Source organism: Planktothrix sp. PCC 11201, from assembly GCF_900009135.1.
In the GTDB taxonomy this organism is placed as follows: domain Bacteria; phylum Cyanobacteriota; class Cyanobacteriia; order Cyanobacteriales; family Microcoleaceae; genus Planktothrix.
In genome coordinates this window covers 668,492-690,622 of sequence record NZ_LT797710.1, presented here as the reverse complement: position 1 = coordinate 690,622, position 22,131 = coordinate 668,492, and the positions used below count along the sequence as shown (strand labels likewise).

9 protein-coding genes are annotated in these 22,131 nt (G+C 37.4%); 1 reads left to right on the top strand and 8 read right to left on the bottom strand.

Annotation, left to right across the window (positions count from 1 at the left end; all coding sequences use genetic code 11):
* Nucleotides 1-356 precede the first annotated feature (356 nt).
* A complete protein-coding gene (locus PL11201_RS22280; RefSeq protein WP_079681022.1) occupies nt 357-1,604 on the top strand; it encodes a glycosyltransferase family 4 protein in 1,248 nt (415 codons plus the stop codon).
* A 20-nt stretch (nt 1,605-1,624) separates the two neighbouring features.
* Here the strand turns inward: PL11201_RS22280 and PL11201_RS22275 are convergent, their stop codons facing one another.
* From PL11201_RS22275 to PL11201_RS22240, 8 genes are all read right to left on the bottom strand, one after another.
* Entirely contained in the window at nt 1,625-6,112 is a 4,488-nt protein-coding gene (locus tag PL11201_RS22275; protein ID WP_079681021.1) for a non-ribosomal peptide synthetase, read from the bottom strand.
* Between the two features lie 118 nt (nt 6,113-6,230).
* Entirely contained in the window at nt 6,231-7,007 is a 777-nt protein-coding gene (locus PL11201_RS22270; protein ID WP_079681020.1) for an SDR family NAD(P)-dependent oxidoreductase, read from the bottom strand.
* Between the two features lie 57 nt (nt 7,008-7,064).
* Entirely contained in the window at nt 7,065-10,340 is a 3,276-nt protein-coding gene (locus PL11201_RS22265) for a non-ribosomal peptide synthetase (RefSeq protein ID WP_200816836.1), read from the bottom strand.
* Between the two features lie 43 nt (nt 10,341-10,383).
* The gene (locus PL11201_RS22260; protein WP_079681018.1) at nt 10,384-11,184 is read right to left on the bottom strand and encodes an SDR family oxidoreductase; all 801 of its coding nucleotides are present in this window, start codon (nt 11,182-11,184) and stop codon (nt 10,384-10,386) included.
* A 197-nt stretch (nt 11,185-11,381) separates the two neighbouring features.
* A complete protein-coding gene (locus PL11201_RS22255) occupies nt 11,382-12,002 on the bottom strand; it encodes a cupin domain-containing protein (RefSeq protein ID WP_079681017.1) in 621 nt (206 codons plus the stop codon).
* A gap of 105 nt (nt 12,003-12,107) precedes the next feature.
* Nucleotides 12,108-12,731 (bottom strand): type 2 periplasmic-binding domain-containing protein, encoded by a 624-nt coding sequence (locus PL11201_RS22250; protein ID WP_079681016.1) that lies wholly within the window; start codon nt 12,729-12,731, stop codon nt 12,108-12,110.
* Nucleotides 12,732-12,857: 126 nt separating this feature from the next.
* The gene (locus tag PL11201_RS22245; protein ID WP_079681015.1) at nt 12,858-17,636 is read right to left on the bottom strand and encodes a non-ribosomal peptide synthetase; all 4,779 of its coding nucleotides are present in this window, start codon (nt 17,634-17,636) and stop codon (nt 12,858-12,860) included.
* Complete coding sequence (locus PL11201_RS22240) at nt 17,633-21,928, bottom strand: SDR family NAD(P)-dependent oxidoreductase (RefSeq protein ID WP_079681014.1); 4,296 nt, start codon at nt 21,926-21,928, stop codon at nt 17,633-17,635. The genes PL11201_RS22245 and PL11201_RS22240 overlap by 4 nt, the downstream gene beginning before the upstream one ends.
* Nucleotides 21,929-22,131: the final 203 nt, after the last annotated feature.

Below are 22,131 nucleotides of genomic sequence, written 5' to 3'. Positions count from 1 at the left end.
TAAAGGTTTTAATACTTATCTCCAGAATTAGAGATTGATTAATCATATCATATTCAATAGTTGATAAGCATCGGCCATGATAGTAACTATTTTTTCTGGTGTGGACTGTTTTTTAGATAATTAAATTAACAATCAACCAGATACTCTAAATTAATCTCAATACTTTGTCAAGTTAGGTTATCATACCGATTGATTTTTATTGCTTGGCGATTGCCATAAAGACAATTTTGTGAAATAATCAAAGTCGGAACGCTTTGTTGCTAAATCCCTTACAGTGTAGGGACATAATATATCCCTACGACAATTTGTCTGTGATCACAACGCAATCTGCTCTAAATCATGATTATTCAAAAAATATGAAGATTGCCTTCTTCGATTATCCCTGGTCTCTCGGTGAACCGCCAAAAATTGGTTCGGGGATTCTTTGTTACCAGTTAGCCCTCCGCCTGGCTCACTCCCATCAGCTTATTTCCTACGGTTCAAAAGCTCCCCATCACCAGGAATTAGAATATACGGAGGATGGCATTACTTACCGCAGGATTAATAATAATTTTATTGATCAACTCTTTGATTTATTACTGGTGCTAGATGATTGGCAAATATTCCCTGCTAAACGTCCTTTTTTTGCATCAAAGTTTTGTAATTTTAAATATTATTGGCAGGTAGCTAAGGATTTACAATCCCAAGATTGCGATATTATTCAGATTAATTTTGCTTTTCATGTTGCCCCACTTATTCGAGCCTTTAATCCGCAAGCTAAAATTGTCATTTATTTACAAACTGAGTGGTTAAGTCAACTTGATCATCAGCTAATTGAACAACAATTAAAAGCCGTGGATTTAGTCATTGGTTGTAGTGATTATATTACCCAAAAAATTCGTGACAGTTTTCCAAATATCCCTTGTCAAACTATTTTTAATGGCGTAGATATTAATCATTTTGTGGTTAATCAGGAAGCAAGAAAAAATAAACAAAATGAAGTTAAAACCCTGCTTTTTGTGGGAAGGATTTCACCTGAAAAGGGGGTGCATATTTTATTAGAAGCCTTTAATAAAGTAGTGTTAAAGTATCCCCAGGTACGGCTTAAACTGGTGGGGCCAGAAGGCAAGTTTGCAGTAATACCCCTACAAATGATGAATATGGAAGACCCTCACGTTCAGGCTCTTACTCCGTTTTATCAGGGCGAATATAGTCAAAAACTACGACAAATTCTTTCTCCCCAGGCAATAGATTCGGTTTGTTTTTTGGGCCCATTAGAACAACTCGATTTAGTGGAACATTATCAAGATGCTGACATTTTTGTTTTTCCCTCTGTTTGGAATGAGCCATTTGGTATTCCCTTAGTGGAAGCGATGGCGATGGAATTGCCTGTTGTAGCGACCGATAGTGGTGCTTTTCCAGAAATTGTAGAGGCGGGAAAAACGGGTTTATTGGTTGCAAGGAGTGACGCGGATGCTTTAGCTGAGGCAATTTTACAGTTATTAATGAACGACAATCTTAGTCAATCTATGGGAAAAGCGGGACGAGCAAGGGTTGTTGAGCGGTTTACTTGGGAAAAAAGTGCACAAACTCTTGTAGTTGAGTATGACAAAATGTTTGCTTAAAGATGTTTGATTAATCGTTCTCATAAAGACTTTGGTGGTATTAAGTAACCACTTTGAACAAAATAATCAAAGTAAGTTTTTAATAAGGAGTTGTCTATGGGCGGAAAATTAAGGTTAGTTTCTTTCAATCCCATTAGGGTATTCTGATAGTCAAATTGGGGAGGATTCCCTTGTTCGACATGATTATCAGAGAAGTTACTAAGGACTGGTGCTAAGACATTATCTTGATTTATTTTACAGTGTTCTGCTAAATGCGATCGCCATTTTTCAAAAGATACTGACTCTAAAGGATAACCCATTTCCCGAATGGAATTAAATAAATTATTATTGGGGGTGGGATGGGAATTTAGCAGATGAAATGCTTTCCCTAAAGAGGTTTCTTGATGGGCTAAATGCACAATCGCCGCACTAACATAATCCACCGGAGTTAGGTCTTCACTACTATCCCCAAAATCGGGAACCATTCCTAATTGAATACAGCCTTTAATCATACGACAAAATAAATCTTGAGTGTTACAAATCCCCGTTTTACTATCACCAATAATACGAGAAGCTCTAAAAATTGTAATGGGTAAACCCCGTTGACGTGCTGCTAAAATTAATTTTTCTGCTACCCATTTACTTTGGGTATAACCCGCATTGAGTCCATGATTGATACCCAGGGGATCGGATTCTTGGATTAAATTACCTTGGGCATAGGCGGCCGAAAAAACAGAAATAGTCGAGATAAAATGGACGGGTTTAGTTTTATTTAAACAAGCGAGTCTGAGGATTTCTTCTGTGCCGAAAACGTTGGCAGGTTTGAGAATAGAATAGGGATATAAAGCATTGACCCAAGCCCCATTATGATAAATAATATCAATTTTTTCTGCTAGTTCTAAAAAATCCGGCTCACACAATCCTAAATATTTTTGGGATAAGTCACCGATGACAGGAATAATGCGCTGACTTTGATTTTCATTGCCCAATTGAAAGGTTTTCAATTTATCGTTGATTTTAGCTTGGGCTGCCTCTAAATGATGACTACGAATTAGACAATAAATATTTGCTTCAGTTTTTTCTAATAGTTTTGCTAGTAAATGAATACCGAGAAAACCAGTCACTCCCGTTAGCAAAATATTAACAGGATGGGCAGTAAATTGATGATCCTGGTTCGGCGGTTGAATGGCATCATCTAAAATAATTTCTGTTTGCCAATTGGGAGTTTGAGCCTTATCAAAATCATCGGGTAAAGTTTGAGCCAGGTGATTATCTAAATGGGTGGCTAATCCGGCGATTGTTGGTTCAGCAAAAAGATAATTTAAGGGGATATTAATTGATAATTTTTCCCGCAATCGAGAGATAACCTGAACTGCTTTTAAGGAATGTCCTCCTAGGTCAAAAAAGTTCTCAGAAATACTAATTGTCGTTAAGCCTAAAACCTCTTGCCAAATATCAGTGACGATTTTTTCCGTAGGGGTGCGGGGCAGAATTAAGGTTTGATTTTGATCATTTTTTATCGGTATTGGTAAAGCATGACGATCAATTTTCCCACTACTCATTAGGGGCAATTCTTTAAGCTCTACAAAAAAGGAAGGAATCATATAATTCGGTAACTTTTCTTTCAAAAAACCTCGCAATTTTGGAATTTCTATAGATGGCAATTCCGGTACAATATAGGCAACTAATTGTTTATTATTGGTTTCATCTTCTCTGACAATAACGGCGTTGGCTTGTATGCCAGGGTATTCTGCTAAGACGGCTTCAATTTCCCCGATTTCAATGCGAAAACCGCGAATTTTGACTTGATGATCAATTCTTCCTAAAAATTCAATATTGCCATCGGGCTGATAACGGGCTAAATCTCCTGTTTTATATAAACGCAGGGTTTGAGACCCATTAAAGGCATGGGTAATAAATTTTTCAGTCGTTAAATCCTCTCGATTGAGATAGCCTTGGGCTAATCCTAACCCCCCAATTAATAATTCTCCTGGAATTCCAATAGGAAGTTGTTGCAGATGGCGATCGCAGATATAAACTTGGGTATTATTGATGGGTTTACCAATGGAAACAGAATGAATTTGAGTCTTTTGATTCTTCAAGTTAGGGTTAAATAAAGTAGTAGTAATTGTTGCTTCTGTCGGGCCGTAAGCATTCAGCCAAATTAGGTCATCTCGTTGATGATTAGCGACTATTTTTTGCCAAAGGGTTAATCGTTCTGATAACACTTCTTCACTTCCAGTAATCACTAAACGTAAGGATTTTGCTAGGGGTATGTTACTGTGGAACAAATCTAAAACCCATTCGTGCCAATAGGTCGCGGGAAGATTAATAATTGTTAATTGTTTTTGCTGAATAAATTGGGTAAAATCCCTAAAAGTTGGAAAGAATATTTGAGGTCGCAGGATTAATGTTGCACCGCTTAAAAGTGTGGGAAAAATTTCTTCGGCGGCAACATCAAAGGTAAAAGTAGCGAATTGTAAAACCCGATCCTGTTCGGTTAAATTGTAGGCTTTAATTATTGCTAAGTTGTGATTCACTAAACTTTGATGTTCGATCATAACTCCTTTGGGATTTCCTGTCGAACCTGATGTATAAATCAGATAAGCTAAATCCTTGGGGGTGATGGAGTTGGCTAAATTTTCTGGGTTGTAGGTTGCAATTGCCTGGGCTTCTGTGTCGAGACAAACAACTTTAGCTTGATGGTTACTGACTAAATTCTTGAGGCTATTTTGAGTGATTAATACCCCTATCTGGGCATCATTTAAAATAAATTCTAACCGCTCTTGGGGATAATCTTCTCCTAAAATAAGATAGGCTCCACCCGCTTTCAAAATGGCTAATAGGGCGATGATGATAGAGGGCGATCGCTCTAAATAAATACCAACAAAAGAACCAGGTTTAACTCCTTGGAATTGTAGATAATTAGCGAGTTGATTGGCGCGTTCATTTAAGGTTTGATAGGTTATTTTTTCTGTGTCACTTTCTAGGGCGATCGCCAGGGGGGTTTTAAAAACCTGATTTTCCCATAATTCCTGAATACAAATGTTGGGTTTTTCCGGTGTATTAGTATTGTTCCATTGGTTAAATAATTGAGATTCTGCATCGCTAACCAGGGGTAATAATTCAATCTGTTGCTTTGGATTAATAACGATACCTGCTAATAAAGTTTGAAAGTGATTAATTAAACGCTCAATGGTATCTTGATTGAATAAAGCACAATTATAATCAAAGGAACCCACTAAACCTTCGGTAGTTTCCTGCATGGCTAGGGTTAAATCAAATTGAGCAATTAGGGCATTGAGGGGAACAGGTGTTAATTGTAAATCGGCGATCGCAAAATTATCTATATGTAGTTTATCTTCCCAGGAAAACATGACTTGAAATAGCGGACTATAGCTAATATTTCGCTCAGGATTAACGATTTCTACCACTTTCTCTAGGGGCAAATCTTGATGCTCATAGGCCTCTAAAACTACCTGTTTAACTTGGGCAAGCAGGGCTTGAAAAGAAAGATTTTCAGTTAAATGACTCCGAATCACTAAAGTATTAATAAAACAGCCAATTAACGGTTCAATTTCAGGAAATTGCCTGTTACCCGAAGGAATACCAATCACAATATCTTCTTGATGACTATAGCGATATAGTAAAACACTAAAGGCCGCTAATAAAGTCATATTGAGAGTAGTAGCGGAGTTTTGACTTAATGTTTTAAGTTGTTGACTTAATTCGGCATTGAGTTTAAATTTACAACTATCACCCTTAAAACTTTGTAAGGGAGGACGAGGAGAATCCCAAGGGAGTTCTAATAGGGGAGGAATACCCGCCAATTGTTGTTGCCAATAAGTGGTTTGCTGGGTTAATTTATCTCCTTGTAGTTGCTGCCTTTGCCATACCGTAAAATCCCCATATTGGATCGGTAAATCGGGTAAAGGATTAGCTTCTTGTTTCAGCAAGGCTTGATATAAACTAGAAAGTTCTTGTAATAAAACTTTCATTGACCAACCATCAAAAACAGAATGATGTAAACTGAGAAATAAAATATGAGATTCTTCGCTCAATTTGACTACTAAAGTTCGCATTAAGGGAGCTTGAGTTAGGTCAAATGGCGTATAAATTTCTTGCTGGGTTAATCGATTGACTTCTTCGGTTTGTTGGCTTAAAGATAAAGATTCTAAATGAATTAAGGGTAAATTTAATGAAATTTTTGGATTAATAATTTGTTGGGGAATTTCATCTACTTCTTGAAAACTGGTACGCAAGACATCATGGCGTTGGACAATACTTTCTAGGGATTTTCTTAATATTTCAACTTCTAAATTGCCTTTTATTTGAAGACGAAAAGGCATATTATAGGTATAGCCTTGATCTTCTAATTGATAAAGAAACCACAATCTTTCCTGGGAAAATGACAGGGGGAGTGGCTGAGAAATATCTCTTAGGGGGATAGTATGGGCTTTTAATCCAATCCCTTTTTTTTGCAGTAAAAGTCTCAGTAGTTTTTGTTTATCTTGAAAGTTATTAGTCATAATCAATAGCTATAGCAATCCTATTTGAGTTGTGTTCAAAATTCTTGAGCAAGGAAAGGGGAACAGGCTACAGGGGTAATACTTCCTAAACCATTCGTTTTCCCATGTTAAGCAGATGCTAAATGGCTGTATAGCCTCCGTCTACCATTAAAATTGCTCCTGTCACATAGGAAGATGCGTCGGAAGCTAAAAATATGACAGGGCCAATTAATTCTGATAATTCACCGGTGCGTTTCATGGGAATTCTGGTATAAAGTTCATTCATTTCATCGGGCGTTGAACGCAAACCTTCTGTTCCTGCCATCATATTATTCATATAACCAGGGGCAAAAACATTAACGCGAATGTCTTGCTTTCCTAATTCTACAGCCATCGTTCTTGCAAGTTGATTAACGCCCCCTTTAGCGGCGGTATAGGCCCCGGATGATTTGGGAACAGCGACGATACTAGCAATAGAAGAATTCATAATAATTGAGCCTTTTTTACCCTGTTTAACCATTTGTTTTGCTGCCAATTGAGCGCAATTAAAATAGCCTTTTAAGTCAACATTAATCACAGAATCCCATTCTGATTCATCTAATTCATCGGTGGTTTTGAGAATTTCAATCCCGGCATTACAGACCATAATATCGAGTTGACCATAATGGGCGATCGCCTGTTCAATTAAATTCAGACAATCTTGACGATTACAAACATCGGTGTAAATTGCCACCGCTTCCCCCCCTGCTTGTTGAATCAGTTTAGCGGTTTGTTCAGCCTCTGTTTGATTTATATCGGCAATCACAACCTTAGCCCCGGCTTGAGCTAAACCCTGGGCGATAACTTTACCAATACCTCTAGCGGCTCCGGTAATGATGGCAACTTTAGCTGTTAAATCGAAAAGATGATTGTTCATTGTTTTTAATGAGATTGGGAGATACTTTTTTTCAAACCTTAATCACAAGGGTATTGCTTAATCCTGGGATAATAAGGTTTTGACTTCTTCAGGAGACATTTTAGCAATTTCTTGAACTGTAATGGCAATTTCGTTCAGCAAATTTTCGTCTCCCACCGATTGACTCATTTCTTTTACTAATTGGGCGATTGTTGGATGATTAAAGAGTTGACGCACAGAAACTTCTAATTCTAAGGTTTGCCGAATTTTACTAATCAGTTGAATTGCTTTTAAAGAATGTCCCCCTAAAATGAAGAAATCATCCTCAATCCCGACTTTTTCTATCCCTAAAATTTCGGCCCAAATTTCCGTCATGACTTCTTCAATGGGACTCCGAGGTGCGGTGTAAGTTTGTGTTAATAAAACTTGATTTTGATCAACTATGGGTAAGGCTTGACGATCTACTTTGCCATTAGGACTTAGCTGAAAAGATGCCATCGGTACGAAAGCAGACGGAATCATATATTCGGGTAGCCATTGCCCTAAAAACCGACGTAATTCGGCAATATTAATAGTTATTCCTGGGCGGTGAATAAAATAAGCAACTAGATATTTTTCCCGAGCCGTTTCACCTTGAACTGTCGCCACTCCCTGAACAATTTGGGGATATTGATTTAAGATAGCCTCCACTTCTCCTAATTCAATTCGATAACCTCTAACTTTGACCACATCATCTATTCTACCTAAATATTCCAGATCACCATTGGGTAAATAACGGGCTAAATCGCCAGTTTTATACAGAAAAGAATTTTCCTGAAAAGGGTTAGGAATAAATTTTTCCTGGGTTAATTCAGGATTATTAAAATAACCCCGAGCTAACCCACCGCCAGCGACATATAATTCACCGATAATGCCAATGGGAACGGGTTGCAGATAGTAGTTTAAAAGATAAACTTTAACGTTGACAGCGGCTTTACCAATCGGTACATATTGAGGCCAATGATCCGGTTGTTGATCAAACGGATAACTGGTGACCAAATCTGCTTCTGTGGGGCCATAAAAATTATACAGGGTACACTTTTTAAGTTGCTTAAATAAAGCTATCATGGATGGGGCAATTTGTAGTTGTTCTCCGGCGGAAATAATTTCACAGAAGTTAGCAAATACCTGGGGTTGTTCGCTATAGGTTTCGATGAGTTGTTGTAATAAAGTAACGGGTAAAATTGCTTTGTGGATAGGGTTATTAGCGAGTAAATCAGTGAGTTTTACCAGATCGAGTCGGGACTCATTAGGAGTAATAAATAGGGTTCCCCCTAAACACCAAGCTGCAAACATTTCATGGTAACTCACATCAAAATTAAAAGGAGCAAATTGCAAGAAGTTCCTCGCCGGTGACATTTTAGCCCGATGATGTTCAATCAGATTAGTGAGGGATTGATGGGGGATCATAATTCCTTTGGGAACCCCTGTAGATCCAGAACTATAAATGATATAGGCTAAATCGGTTAACGCCATCGGAATATCCAGATTAGTCGGGGATTCCAAGCTAATTTCTGGCCATTCTTGATCGAGTAAAATAACGTGTTTAATATTTGGGGAGGTTAATAAAGATTGACAATCTTTTTGGGTTAATAAGTAGTTAATTTGGGTATCTTGTAGAATATAATTGAGTCTTTCTGGGGGATAGCTGGGGTCTAAGGGTACACAAACTCCGCCAACTTTCAACACAGCTAAAATGGCGATCGCTACCTCAATAGAACGTTCTAAACTAATACCGACTAAACTTTGGGGGTCTATCCCTTTTTTTTGTAAGTAATTCGCAAGTTGATTAGCCTGTTGATTTAATTCTTGATAAGTTAACTTTTGGTTTTGAAAAACGGCGGCTAAACTATCAGGAGTTTTGATCACTTGTTGTTCAAATAATTGCTGAACACAGGCTTGTAGTGGATTTTCAGGAGTGGTTTGATTCCAGTCAACTAACAATAATTGACGTTCTGTTGGGGTTAAAATCGGTAATTCCTGAATCATCGCCTGGGGATGATCAGCCATTCCTGCTAATAGGGTTTGAAAATGACCGATCATCCGCTCAATCACCTGATCTTCAAAACGTTCTTGAGGATAGATAATTTTGCCCGTTAATGTCTCACCTGGGGTAACAATTAAGGTTAAAGGATAATCAGCATGGCCATTATCTCGCATTTCACCTAATTGCAATCCATGAATAGACTGTTGCTGGACATCACTAAAGGGTAAGTTTTCAAAAACTACAAAACTTTCAAACACCGATTTAGGCGCGGGAATTTCGCTCCATTTCTGAATATCTACTAGGGGACTGTAGGCATAGTTATCCCGTTCTAAATGTTCTTTTTGTAACTGTTGTAACCAGGGAATTAACCTGATTTTAGGATCAATTTTAACTCGCACTGGTAAGGTATTTATAAATATTCCTACCATTAAATCAATGCCTTTAAAACTGGGGGGACGACCGGAAACAGTCGCGCCAAAAACCACATCTAACTCGCTACTATAATGGTGTAATAGTAAGGCCCAAGCAGCTTGAATAAAGATGGAAAGGGTCAGATGATTTTCTTTAGCTAGTTGTTTAAGGGTGATCGTGATTTCCCTAGATAGTTGAAATTCTTGATTGGTATAGGTTTTACCCTGAGAAACTAGATTATTAACGGGTTTATCTACGGTTAAGGGAGTGGATGAAGTAAATCCTTGAAGATTTTGTCGCCAAAAGTTTTCTGCTTGGGTTTGATCTTGCCGTTGTATCCAATTAATATAATCTTGATAGGGACGAGGTGCGGGCAGAATTACGGGCTGATTTTGAATGATTCCAGTATAAAACTCTAAGGCTTCTTTTAAGGCGATCGCGATTCCCCAACCATCAGATAAAATATGATGACCTGTATTTATAAATTCGTATTTTTGATCTTCTAAGCGAATTAATGCAAATCGGATTAAGGGAACTTTATCCAGTTCAAAATATTTATCCTGATCTGCTTTTAAAAAATCATGAAGTTGTTTTTTCTGTTCGATGGGAGAGAGCGATCGCCAATCATAATTAACCCAGGGGATGATCACCTTTTTTCTCACAATTTGCAGAGGTTGTTTTGATTTTTTCCAGGCAAAGCAAGTGCGAAAAATGCCATGACGGTCAACAACTTGCTGCCAAGCTAATTCAAAAGCTTTAGGATCAAGATTACCGGATAAGGTGATTAAAATTTGCGATAAATAAACCTTAGATTCGGAATTATATAAGGTATGAAACAGCATCCCTAACTGCATCGGAGAAAGGGGATAGATAGACTCAATATCTTTTTTATTAAAACTGGATTTTTCAGAAGCCACAATTTTTTTCCTTAATCAATATAAAACTGAATTAAATTAATCACTAAAAAGCTGAAGCAGATATTCCCCCATCTACAGGAATCGTGATACCTGTCATATAACTAGCACATTCTGAGGCTAAAAAAACCGCCAAATTAGCTAATTCTTCACTGCGACCAATGCGATTCATCGGAATACTTTTAATTATTTCCTGCCTGATTATGTCGGGGGTAGTTCCTTCTTTTTCAGCATAAATCTGGAGATATTCTCGATGTCTTGGCGTATCAATAATTCCGGGATTAATACTATTAATTAAAACACAAGAGGTGGCTGATTGTCTAGCAACGGATTTCGTAAAATTCATTAATGCGGCATTGACTACCCCAGACTTGACTAAACGAGGTGAAGGTTCTTTCCCTGAAGTCCCAATAATATTGATAATTCGTCCCCATTGTTGCTGTTTCATCCTCGGCAATACTAAATTAGTTAAGCGAATATAACCCATTAATTTACCCTGAAAAACCGTTAACCAGTCTTCATCAGAAAGGTTTTCAATTAAATTTTCTGTAAAATTCGCTCCCTCAGAATTATTCACTAAAATATCAATCCTACCATATTTTTTCAATGATTCTTGAACAAGTCGCTCTGAATCCTCGGCTTGATGAACGTCGGCGGATAAACTGAGAACTTGCTGTGAGGGATAGGTTTGAATCAGGGACTGATACGCTTCTTGCAACTGTTGGGAATTGCGACCACAAATAATCAAATTACACCCTTCTTCAGCCAATTTTTCAGCAATAGTAAAACCAATACCCGCACTACTACCCGTAACCAAAGCGACTTTATTTTTTAATCCCAAATCCATAAAATTTAGCCTTATTTTTAAGTATTATATTCCATCGTGAAATGTTTGCTATACACTCCCCCTGTAGAGACGTTGCACGCAACGTCTCTACAGGGATGGTTATAGGGATAATCCGTAGCATCTATAATTGGATTTCATATTAGCAAAAATTTAACTGATTGCAGAACAAGATTTGATCCCCCAAACCCCATCTTCAGTTAAATCAAAATCTTAATTAAATAAATTTCCTGATTCGATAAATTATTGCCTTGATGTAAAACCTGTGATGGGGCATAATAAATTTGATCAGAATTTAAGCATTGTTCTTCATTGTCTATGGTTATTTGTAGTTCCCCATTGAGAATAAAGCCAATTTCTGCCTGCTCCGATTGATGGGAAGGAATCGGACAACCCGAAGGGATTTTAATAATAGAAATTTTAAACCAAGTCCCGGTAACTGACTGACAGGGTAGATTCGTGATAGTATCCTCGTCGGGGAGAAGTTTTAAGATTGATGTTTCTGAATCATCAGTGATTCGTTTTAGGTCAAAGGATGTGGTCATTTGAGGCAAAGGATTAGACGCTCCATGCAGAAGGTTAGACTCAGCAACATAGACATGAGATAAGGGTTGCATCAAGGTTTTATTGCCATTGAGATCCATGACTAAACTACCATTTAAAATCATTCCTAACTGGCTTTCTCTATGTTGATGAGATTCTAATTGGGCGTTAGGTTCAACTGATGCAAATTGAAAAATGGTATCCTGACAGTTAAAAACTTTTAATTCTATGCCTGAACCCAGTTGAACTAATTCATAATTAGGGAAAAATTGAGACATGATTTTTGTAATATAATTTAAAGAGTTGCTTAGGTTGAAAATGGAAAAATTTAATTCTTTTTAATCAATCAAAAATAGAGCAAAAATATCAATAGGTTTTCCATCCTATAACAAAGATTTCTCTTGAGAAATACTATTTTTTTTCTTATGAAATAAAGACCAACTCATTTCTATTTCCCCGTATTGAGAAATAAATTCTAAATCATTATCTCGCAGGGCATTTTCATTCGTAATAGCCAAATCAGCCAATCCTTGCTTTACTTGAATTGCTGCCGCGCTGGTGGAATTAACTAACTCGACTTTAATGTTATTTTGGTCTAAATAATCTGGCAATAAATAGGGTAGTAAAGGCAAGGGAGCAGGATGGGTGACTAGGGTACAATCATCAGAAACTAATTCTACATTTTTGCGTTTGGCTAACCCATAAACCGGGGTAGGATAAATAAAAATGAAACCTAATTGAAAACTCGGTTCCATATAAAAATCGTTAATTTTTTCATAGGCATGGGGAACTAATGCCAAGTCTATTTCTTCGTCAAGTAGGGATTGCTTTAGTTCTGTAAAAGTATCAAATAAATGGATGATGACAGAAATTTTTTCGGCTCGCCATTGGGTGACAAGATAATGTAAAGTTTGTTCACTGCTAGTGTCTTTTGGCCCTAAAGTGCCAACCCTTAACGTTGTGTTATGAGTTGCAGAACAATAAAATTCCATTGAGAACTCTAGCATACTTTTAACCCTCCAGAGGTTTTAAGAGCGGATAAGTTAACATTACTGTGTGCTTAAACCAATGATTAATTATTAAGCAAGAACTTAATAAATTTCCATCTGTGATCAAAACAAAATCTGCTGTAATTACTCTAATTCTAAGAGCAATTCGTCTAGTTCTGTTTGATTAAGATCGGCATCGGGAAAATCCGAGGGAGTATAACCTCCTTCTGCCGATAGACAATGATTAATCAGGGCTTCTAAAGATTTTTGATAAGTATGAGCTAAATTTTCTATGGTTGTTTTTTGATGAAAATTTTCACTATATTGCCATTCCATTTCTAGTTTACCTGAGACAATAAGGCTATTAATCTCAATTAAATGGGAACGTCGGCCCAAAGAACCATGAATGGAACCGCTCGACTCTTTAGAAAATTGCCAGCCGACCTCTGCTATCTGATCCCCCGTAAATTGCCCTAAATAATTAAAGCTAACTTCGGGTTTCGGAGCGTTGCGTAAATGGGATTGAATGGTTAAATCTGAGTTGAGATAATAGCCAATCCCATAATCAACTCCTCGACGGGGAATTTGTCGCAATTGCTCTTTAACTGACTTGAGAGATTCACCTGGATGGTTAATCGTTTCTAGGGTCAGATAAACGGGAAAAATACTGGTGAACCAGCCTACCGTCCGCGACAGATTTAAAGAGTTGATTAAATTTTCCCTGCCATGACCTTCTATGTCAAGCAAAAGAGCCGGAAAATTTGTCCACTTGGCAAAGGCTTGTATTAAAGCAGTTAGTAATACATCATTTATTTGGGTGTTATAGGCTTGGGGAACATCCTGTAATAGCGCCCGAGTTTGATTTTCTGTTAAGCAAAAAGAAAGAGTTTTAGCACTGGCCACGGTATTCGCGGTGACATCCGCTTGATAATCGCGGGGAAGGGAGGACAGAGCAGAAAAATCCTGGGTTAACCAATAGTTTAAGGGGGCCTTAAGTTCAGGGCTTTGAGCATAAATTTGGAGTTCTTCGGCCCAATCTTTAAAGGAGCTAGTTTTAGGGGGTAATTGGGGAGTTTCACCTTTTTCTAACTGTTGATAGACGGTGGCTAAATCTTCGAGAAGAATCCGCCAAGAAACACCATCTACGGCTAAATGATGGATAACGATTGATAATTTTAGAGAGTTAGCTAATTGGCAATAAACAACGGCAACTAAGGGGCCTTTTTCTAAATTAAATGATCTTTGTTGCTTGTCTATTATTGTGGTTAAAGTTGTGAGTTGTTCCTGGTCAGATAAACAAGATAAATCTATAACTTCAAAGGTAAAAGAATGCCAATCATCACTATTATATTGTTGCCATTTGCCGTCTTGTTTTATAAAACGTAAACGTAGGGCGTCATGGTGATAAAGTAACTGAGCAATAGCCGTTTTTAATAAATCAGGTTTTAGATTAGTGCCAACCTCCAACAACATCGCTTGATTAAAGTGATGGGGTTCGGGTAAATTTTGCTCAAAAAACCACTGTTGAATGGGAGTTAGGGGAACATTACCTATAACTAAACCCTGGATAGTTTCAGTCAGGGGAGCCCTTTCGGTTACGGTGGCTAATTGACTAATCGTTTGATGACTAAATAACTGATTTGGAGTAATTTTTAACCCTACTTGATTGGCTTTAGCAATAATTTGAATTGCCAAAATTGAATCCCCACCCAATTCAAAAAAATTGTCATTAATGCTAACTTGTTTAAGCCCTAAAACCGTTTGCCAAATATCAGCTAAGGTTTTTTCAATCTCTGTGCTGGGCATAACCAGGTTAGGGATATTATCTAACAGAATTTCTGGTTTTGGGAGGGCGCGACGATCAATTTTGCCATTGGTTGTCAGGGGAAATGCCTCTAAAAAAATTAAGAACGCTGGAACCATATAATGGGGCAACTTGTCTTGCAAAAATAGACGCAATTCGCCGGAGGTTAATTCTGAGGTTTCAGGAATAATATAGGCAGATAAACGCTTGGTTCCTCCTTCATCTTCCCTGACCATCACAATTCCTTTTCGCACTTGAGGATGGTCAGTAATAACCGCTTCTATTTCTCCTAACTCAATTCTAAAACCCCTAATTTTTACTTGATCATCAATCCGACCGATAAATTCAATTTGTCCCTGGTTTTGGTAACGAACTAAATCCCCAGTTTTATATAATTTAGAATTTTGATTCTCAAAGGGATGAGGAATAAATCTTTCTTGAGTTAACTCCAAACGATTCAGATAGCCTCGCGCTAACCCCGCCCCTCCCAGGTATAACTCTCCCGGCACACCAATCGGCACAGGTTGCAGGTTTTTGTCTAGCAAATAGATTTGTGTATTAGAAATGGGTTGACCAATCGGAATGGTGATCGCCTTAGCGGGTAAGTCTTCCACTAAATACCAAGACGAAAATGTGGTATTTTCCGTTGGCCCATAAACATGAAGCAATTTTTCCGGCGCACCTTTATCTAGTACCTCTTGTACCCATTTCGGATCAACTGCTTCTCCGCCAAAAAGTAGGTATCGCAACTCACTAAAAGCCTGGGGGACTAAACTGGCTAACTGATTGAATAAGGCTGTAGTTAAAAATAAGACACTGATCTGGTTTTCCTTGAGACTGAGGGCGAATTCTTGGGGCGAAAGTAATAGGGATTTGGTCAGAATCACTATCTTAGCTCCATTCAGCAAGGCTCCCCAAATTTCAAAGGTGGCTGCATCAAAAGCGATATTGGATGCTTGAACAATCCGGTCATCCGAGGTCAACTGGATATAATTGGTATTTAAGACCAGTCGATTCACTGCTTGATGATTGACGACAACTCCTTTGGGAATTCCCGTAGAACCCGAAGTATAAATTATGTAGGCTAGATTCTCCGCAGAAACCGCACCATTAAGATTATCTTGACTTTCTTGGTTAATAGTCTCCCAATCTTTATCTAAACAGACGATACGGGCTTGATGGGTTGGAAAAGAGGCGATGAAAGACTCCTTAGTTAACAGGACTTTAACTTGAGTATCGGTAAGCATAAAGCTTAGGCGTTCTTGGGGATAATCTGGATCGAGAGGTACATAGGCTCCACCTGCTTTGAGAATGCCCAATAATCCCACAATCATTTCTAAAGAACGTTCTACACAAATACCGACTAAGCTGTCAGTTTCTACTCCTAAAGATTTCAGGTAATGGGCTAATTGATTAGCTTTTTGATTTAACTGTTGATAGGTAAGAGATTCCTGTTCATAAATAATTGCTATAGCATCGGGATTTTTAGTAACTTGTTCTTCAAATAATTGGTGAATACACTGATCACGGGGATAAGGGCTTTCGGTTTGATTCCAGTCTACTAACAGTTGGTATTTTTCTGCTTCTGTCAATAGCGGTAATTCCTCTACTCGTTGCTGAGGATTGGTGACAATACCCTTTAATAATGTTTGAAAATGACCCACCAGACGAGTTATTCTTTCGGGGGTAAAAAGATCACTACTATATTCCCAAAAACCCTCTAAATAATTTCCTGTTTCGGTTTCGGTTTCTTCTAAAACGAGACTGAGATCAAATTTTACCCTGACGTTTTCTACGGCTAGGGATGTCGCCTTGAGACCAGGTAAGTTTAAGTCTCCTAAAGGGGCATTTTGTAAGGCAAATATCACCTGAAATAGAGGATTATAACTTAAACTCCGCTCTATTTGTAAAACATCTACAACCTGTTCAAAAGGCACATCCTGGTTGGCGTAGGCTCCTAAAACACCCTGGCGGACTTGTTGCAATAATTCCCCAAAAGTAGGATTTCCTTGCAATGAATTTCTCATCACTAAAGTATTGACAAAAAAGCCCATTAGGGGTTCTATTTCCTGGCGATTACGGTTAGCAACTGGTGTGCCAATTAGAATATCTTCTTGATGACTATAACGAAATAGTAAGGTCGTGAAAGCAGCCAGCAAAGTCATAAACAGAGTCACACCCGATCTTTGACTAAGGGTTTTAAGTTTATCGGTGAGATCGGGGTCAATTTGAAAGCTCAGGGTATGGCCTTGAAAGGTGGGAATAGAAGGTCGGGGTTGATCGGTGGGAAGTTCTAATAAAGGCGGAGCATCGGCTAATTGTTTTTGCCAATAATTAAGTTGATTTTCTAGGATTTCTCCTTGTAACCATTGTCGTTGCCAGACAGCAAAATCCGCATATTGAATAGGTAGTTGAGGTAAATTTACAGGGGTTTTTGACAGGAAAGATTGATAAAAATAAGATAATTCTTTAAAGAATATTCCTTTTGACCAACCATCAATAATAATATGATGAATAACTGGCACTAAAATATAAGATTCTTGACTTAAATCTAAGAGGGTAAATCGCACTAAGGGAGCTTGGGTTAAGTCAAAGGGTTTTTGCAGTTCTTGAGCAATAATTTCTTCTATTTGATTGCTGGGTAAATCTTGTAAATTAACAACAATTAAGTTAATCTGAAGGGAAGGTAAAATTTTCTGGACGGGTTTACCGTCAATCATCGGAAAAGTTGTCCGCAGAATTTCGTGGCGTTCAATAATAGCATTAAGACTTTGTTCTAAAACTGCAATATTGAGATTACCCGTTAGACGGATAGTTGGACTTTCATTGTAAGAAGGATTTTGACTATCCATCTGATGGAGAAACCACATTCTTTGTTGAGCAAAAGAGAGGGGTAAATCTCCATCCCTGCCAACAGGAGTAATAGCCAATTCACTGGCATGAGCAGATATTTTTGCTATTTTTAAAAAAGCAATAATTTCTGTCTTTCTGTTTCCAATTTCTTGCTTAATTTCGGCGGTCATTACTCCCGGAGGAGCTTGATATTTTAACTTTTCTGCTTCTAGCCAAAGTTTAATTTCTAAACTATTTAAGTAGGATAAAAATTCTACGATTTTCATAATTCTCCTTGTTCGTAATCTGCTTGTGTTTCTGTAATCGAAATTTGATTGTTTCGTACTACATTAAGCACCTCAATGGTTTGAGTCAAACTAGCAATTGTTGGGTATTCTAATAAACTTTGCAATGACAATTCAACCGAAAAAATATCGCGTAAACGAGATATTACTTGACTAGCAAGTAGAGAATGTCCTCCTAGTTCAAAAAAATTGTCGTTAATACTTATTTTGGATAAATTTAGCACGTTTTGCCAAATTTGAGCCATTTTACTTTCCGCCTCATTTCTTGGCACTATCCATTCCCTATTCTGTTGACGCTGAATTTCATTAAGTAATTGTTCCCTATCTATTTCACCTTTGTCATTTAGGGGTAGGGATTGTCGCGGACGCAATTCACAGTTATAGGGAGTTCCAAAGCGATCTTTTAGGAGCAAATTAGCCGCTAAATTAATAGATTTAGCAGAATGTTTGAAGGTGTAATAAGCGGTTAATTTTTGTAATCCTTCAGACTGGGATGTAAAACGCCTAATTTTAGGATTACTGCCTTCTAAACCAATGATTAACTGTTCTTGGTTATGATATAATCCGGCTAAAAATGAATTTAATCCTTGCTGCACAGTCATATCGTAATAACCTTGAGCTTGGGTCAAATATTTCATCTGGTAGCCTTTACTTATACCTGTTTCCTGCCAAGTTGTCCAACTATAACAATAACTTGGGGATAAATTCTGAGATTTTTGATAGTCGTTTAGATGTTCTAAAAAACTATTAGCAGCAGCATATCCTCCAATAGTTGCACCACCAAAAAAACTAGCTAAAGAGGAAAAACTAATAAAAATTCCCTGGGTTTCTTTGAGTAGTTGATGCAATATCCAAGTTCCTAATACTTTGGGACGAAGGGTTTCTGCTAAACTTTGTTTCGTTTCGTTTAGAAGTAAATTTTCTTGGTAAATTCCTGCTAGATGAATCACCCCATCTAGTTCCCCTTGCCACTGCACTTTCACCTGTTCTAACGCTTGCTGTAACTGAGTTAAATTAGCCACATCTACCGCTTTATAAATAACTTCTCCCCCAAGTTGTTCTAATGCTTGTAGATTTTTAATTTTTAAGGCATACTTATCTTCTTTTTTGAGATGCTCATTCCATCTGCTTTTCTCGGGTAAGGAGGTTTTTCCTATCAATAGTAAACGAGCTTGATAATTTTTGAGTAAATATTGGGCAATTTCTATCCCAATTCCTCCCAGTCCCCCGGTAATTAAATATATTCCTCCTGATTTAAACGGTAATTCTTGTTTTGTTTGTTGGGATAAATTGACTTTTTCTAAGCCCGTGATAAAACGGATTCCCCGGCGATAGGCAATTTCTCTTTCCCTTGACAAAACCAACAATTCTTGCAGAATATAAGCCCCATTTACTTCAGAGTTATTAACAGGTAAATCAAGATGACGACTATTTAACCAAGGGTTTTCTTGGGCTAGGCTTTTGATAATTCCTAAAACGGGAGATTTTTGATATGCAATATCATCTTTAGGATCAACTAATTGACTATAACTTGAAACAAAAAGTAATTCAACTGTTTTTTCCGTATCCTGAATTTTAGCCAGGGCTTGAACCAGAAATAGTAAGCTATAAATTCCTTGCTCTTGTGCCTTTTCTAGCTGTTCTATACTAGCAATTTCTCCTTCATATTCCTGATAGTCCAACAGGTGTATAACATTGCTAATAGTGATGTTCTGCTCTGCTAAAGACTCCATTAATAGTCTATAGTGTTCTGTTTCTCCAGGTTTTATTGTATAGCGATCGCTGCTTAATTGAGAAAAATTATCTGCCGATAAAACCGCTATATAGGGTAAGTTTTTTGCCGTGAGTTGCTCAGTTAAGAATTGTCCTAAACCTAACTGATCAAGAAAAATTACGGTGTAATTTTCACCGAAAGCTAACTTAAGATTAACCGGATATTTGGCTTTCCAAACTTTTCGATAAAACCAGTCTGGAATTGTATTAGCATTTTCTAAGACAATATCTACTTCTTTAATAATTGGCTTAAATTCACCTGTTTCAAACCGTTTAATTAACTGCGATCGCTGAATTTTACCGATAGAAGTTTTAGGAATTTCATTTTTATTTAAGGGAATTAAATATTCTGGATTAACTCCAAAACTGTTAATTACTTTTTGTCTAATCTTTTTAAGCAGAGCAGCTAAATCATTTTTATCAAAGGTTTCCGCACTAAAAAATATGGCTAATTGATCCGAATTATTTCCCGATGCTTTAACAGCACAAGCCGCGGTATAAGAAGCTTCTACTCCTTCTATTGTTTCAACAACTGTTTCAATTTCGTGACTGTAATAATTAACCCCGTTAATAATAATAGTTTCTTTGCTTCTTCCGGTAATTACCAGATGCCCATGACTAATAAATCCTAAATCTCCTGTCTTAAACCAGCCATCTTCTAAAAAGGCTTCTTGATTGGCTTTAGGGTTTTTATAATAACCTGGTGAAACCGAGTCTCCTTTTACCTGTAAATGACCAATCGTTTCCTCTGGAAGTAGTTCATTTTCTTGATTGACAATTCTAATAGAAATACCGGAAATTGGCAATCCTAAATCAGTAAAAGTTGTGGCATTGGGATGTTCAGAATGGACTCGTTTTAAGGATTGATTTAAAGAAGATTTATCAATGGTATGAAATAATAAAGGTTGTTCATCTGTTGGTTGATAATAAGTAATTCCTGACCCCATTTCTGCCATACCAAAAGCCGGACGGACGGCAGTTTTTTTCAAATTATAGTGCCGATGAAGTTTCTCAATAAATTCTCCTACCGCTTGATTAGAAACCGACTCTCCAGCGGCTAAAAAGAATTTAATAGAGTCTAAATTCCAAACTTGGGATGTCTCTTTTATCAGGGCTTCATTAATAAGATTATAGGCAAAATTAGGAGCCCAACTATGGGTGATACGATATTGATTAATTAAATCTAACCAATTGAGAGGACGACCCAAGATATATTCAGTTTGTACATATATCATTTGGCAACCTAAATCAACACAGCGAATATGCCAATCAGAAATACTACCAATATGGTCAAAGGGTAACCAATTGAGGATAATATCTTCGTTATTATATTCACAAAGTAGGTTAGTCCCCCTAGCACGAGAGAGAAGGTTTTTATGGGTTAATGCGACACATTTAGAGATTCCCGTGCTACCTGATGTCAGGTTAAAGAAAGCTAGATCATCGGGTTGATTTATATGATAAGTTTGGGCGGGAGCGTGGGTTTTTAATTGCTCAATACAACTGATTTTTAAGGTTTGATTAGACAGCCATTTTTCTAAAGTTTTTACTTCCTGTTGTCTGGCTTCATTGGTAATAATTAGAGGTTGGTCTAATAGCTCCCATACCTGACAAATTTTATTGATTTCATTATTAAAGTCTTTGTAGGTTGGTGGGACTGAGATAATAACAGGAATAAATCCCCCTAAAATACATCCCCAGAAAGCGGGAATAATATCAGAATTTTCTGATAGCTGAAAAATAACTTTATCTTGAACCTGCAAACCAAGTTTTTTTAACCCATTGTTGATTCTTTGGGCTTCATTCCATAATTGGGGGTAGGTTTGAAAAGCCCGAGAATCGTTATTTTTAATATAAATAATCCCCTGATTTTGATGATGTTGAGCCGATTTTAAAAGTGCTTCTGCCAAGGTTTTTGCTTGTAATTCAGACTCTATCAAAGCTTTTCCATGACTGATAGCAAGTTGGGAACTAGAAGATTGACTTGGTTGATGGATCTTTTCTTTAAATTGTTGATTTTTTTCTGTAACTGTTTCCCTTTCTTTTAATGGTAGCAGTTCCGATAAATGTAGCGGGGAACTTTTTTCGGTTTTGGATGTGACTACCACAGCAACTTGCTCAATTTCTGGCAAAGATTTTAGTTTATTTTCGGTATATTGTGCTAAACCTGAATCAGCAATCTCTATATTTTTTAGGGATATTTCATCTACATGACCTGTGGCTGTCAAGGGCAGACAGGAAATGCCAATATAAATACCTGGCAGTAAATTGTCTGATAATTTTGACTGTACAAAAGAGGATAACTGCTCTGGGTACCGATTCTGTGAATAAACGATATAAGCGATTAATTCGCCCTCACGCAAATGTACATAGCAATCTTCTACTAATGGATTTGATAACAATAAGGCTGCTATTGTTTGATAATTTAATTGTGAATTTGTGTTGTTAGAATCCCCTAACCAGGTTGAATTTTCTACTGAATCTTGTTTGCCATTAATCATAGTTGAACAGGAATTTTGAATACAACTCAAATAGGATTGCTATATAATTTGGCAACAAAAATCCCTCCATAGCAACACAGAGGGATATAATCAGTGATCGGTTGTAGGGGCGGGTTCATCGAGATGCGCGGTGATCAACAAAGCTCTAAAAGAACCCGCCCCTACCAGTTATTAGTTATCAGTTAACTAACTCTTGACTATTA

Excerpts from the sequence above, each read along its gene's own strand:
- PL11201_RS22240 (WP_079681014.1), bottom strand. The coding sequence starts at position 21,928 with ATGATTAATGGCAAACAAGATTCAGTAGAAAATTCAACCTGGTTAGGG.
- PL11201_RS22270 (WP_079681020.1), bottom strand. The coding sequence starts at position 7,007 with ATGAACAATCATCTTTTCGATTTAACAGCTAAAGTTGCCATCATTACC.
- PL11201_RS22255 (WP_079681017.1), bottom strand. The coding sequence starts at position 12,002 with ATGTCTCAATTTTTCCCTAATTATGAATTAGTTCAACTGGGTTCAGGC.
- PL11201_RS22275 (WP_079681021.1), bottom strand. The coding sequence starts at position 6,112 with ATGACTAATAACTTTCAAGATAAACAAAAACTACTGAGACTTTTACTG.
- PL11201_RS22280 (WP_079681022.1), top strand. The coding sequence starts at position 357 with ATGAAGATTGCCTTCTTCGATTATCCCTGGTCTCTCGGTGAACCGCCA.
- PL11201_RS22245 (WP_079681015.1), bottom strand. The coding sequence starts at position 17,636 with ATGAAAATCGTAGAATTTTTATCCTACTTAAATAGTTTAGAAATTAAA.
- PL11201_RS22250 (WP_079681016.1), bottom strand. The coding sequence starts at position 12,731 with ATGCTAGAGTTCTCAATGGAATTTTATTGTTCTGCAACTCATAACACA.
- PL11201_RS22260 (WP_079681018.1), bottom strand. The coding sequence starts at position 11,184 with ATGGATTTGGGATTAAAAAATAAAGTCGCTTTGGTTACGGGTAGTAGT.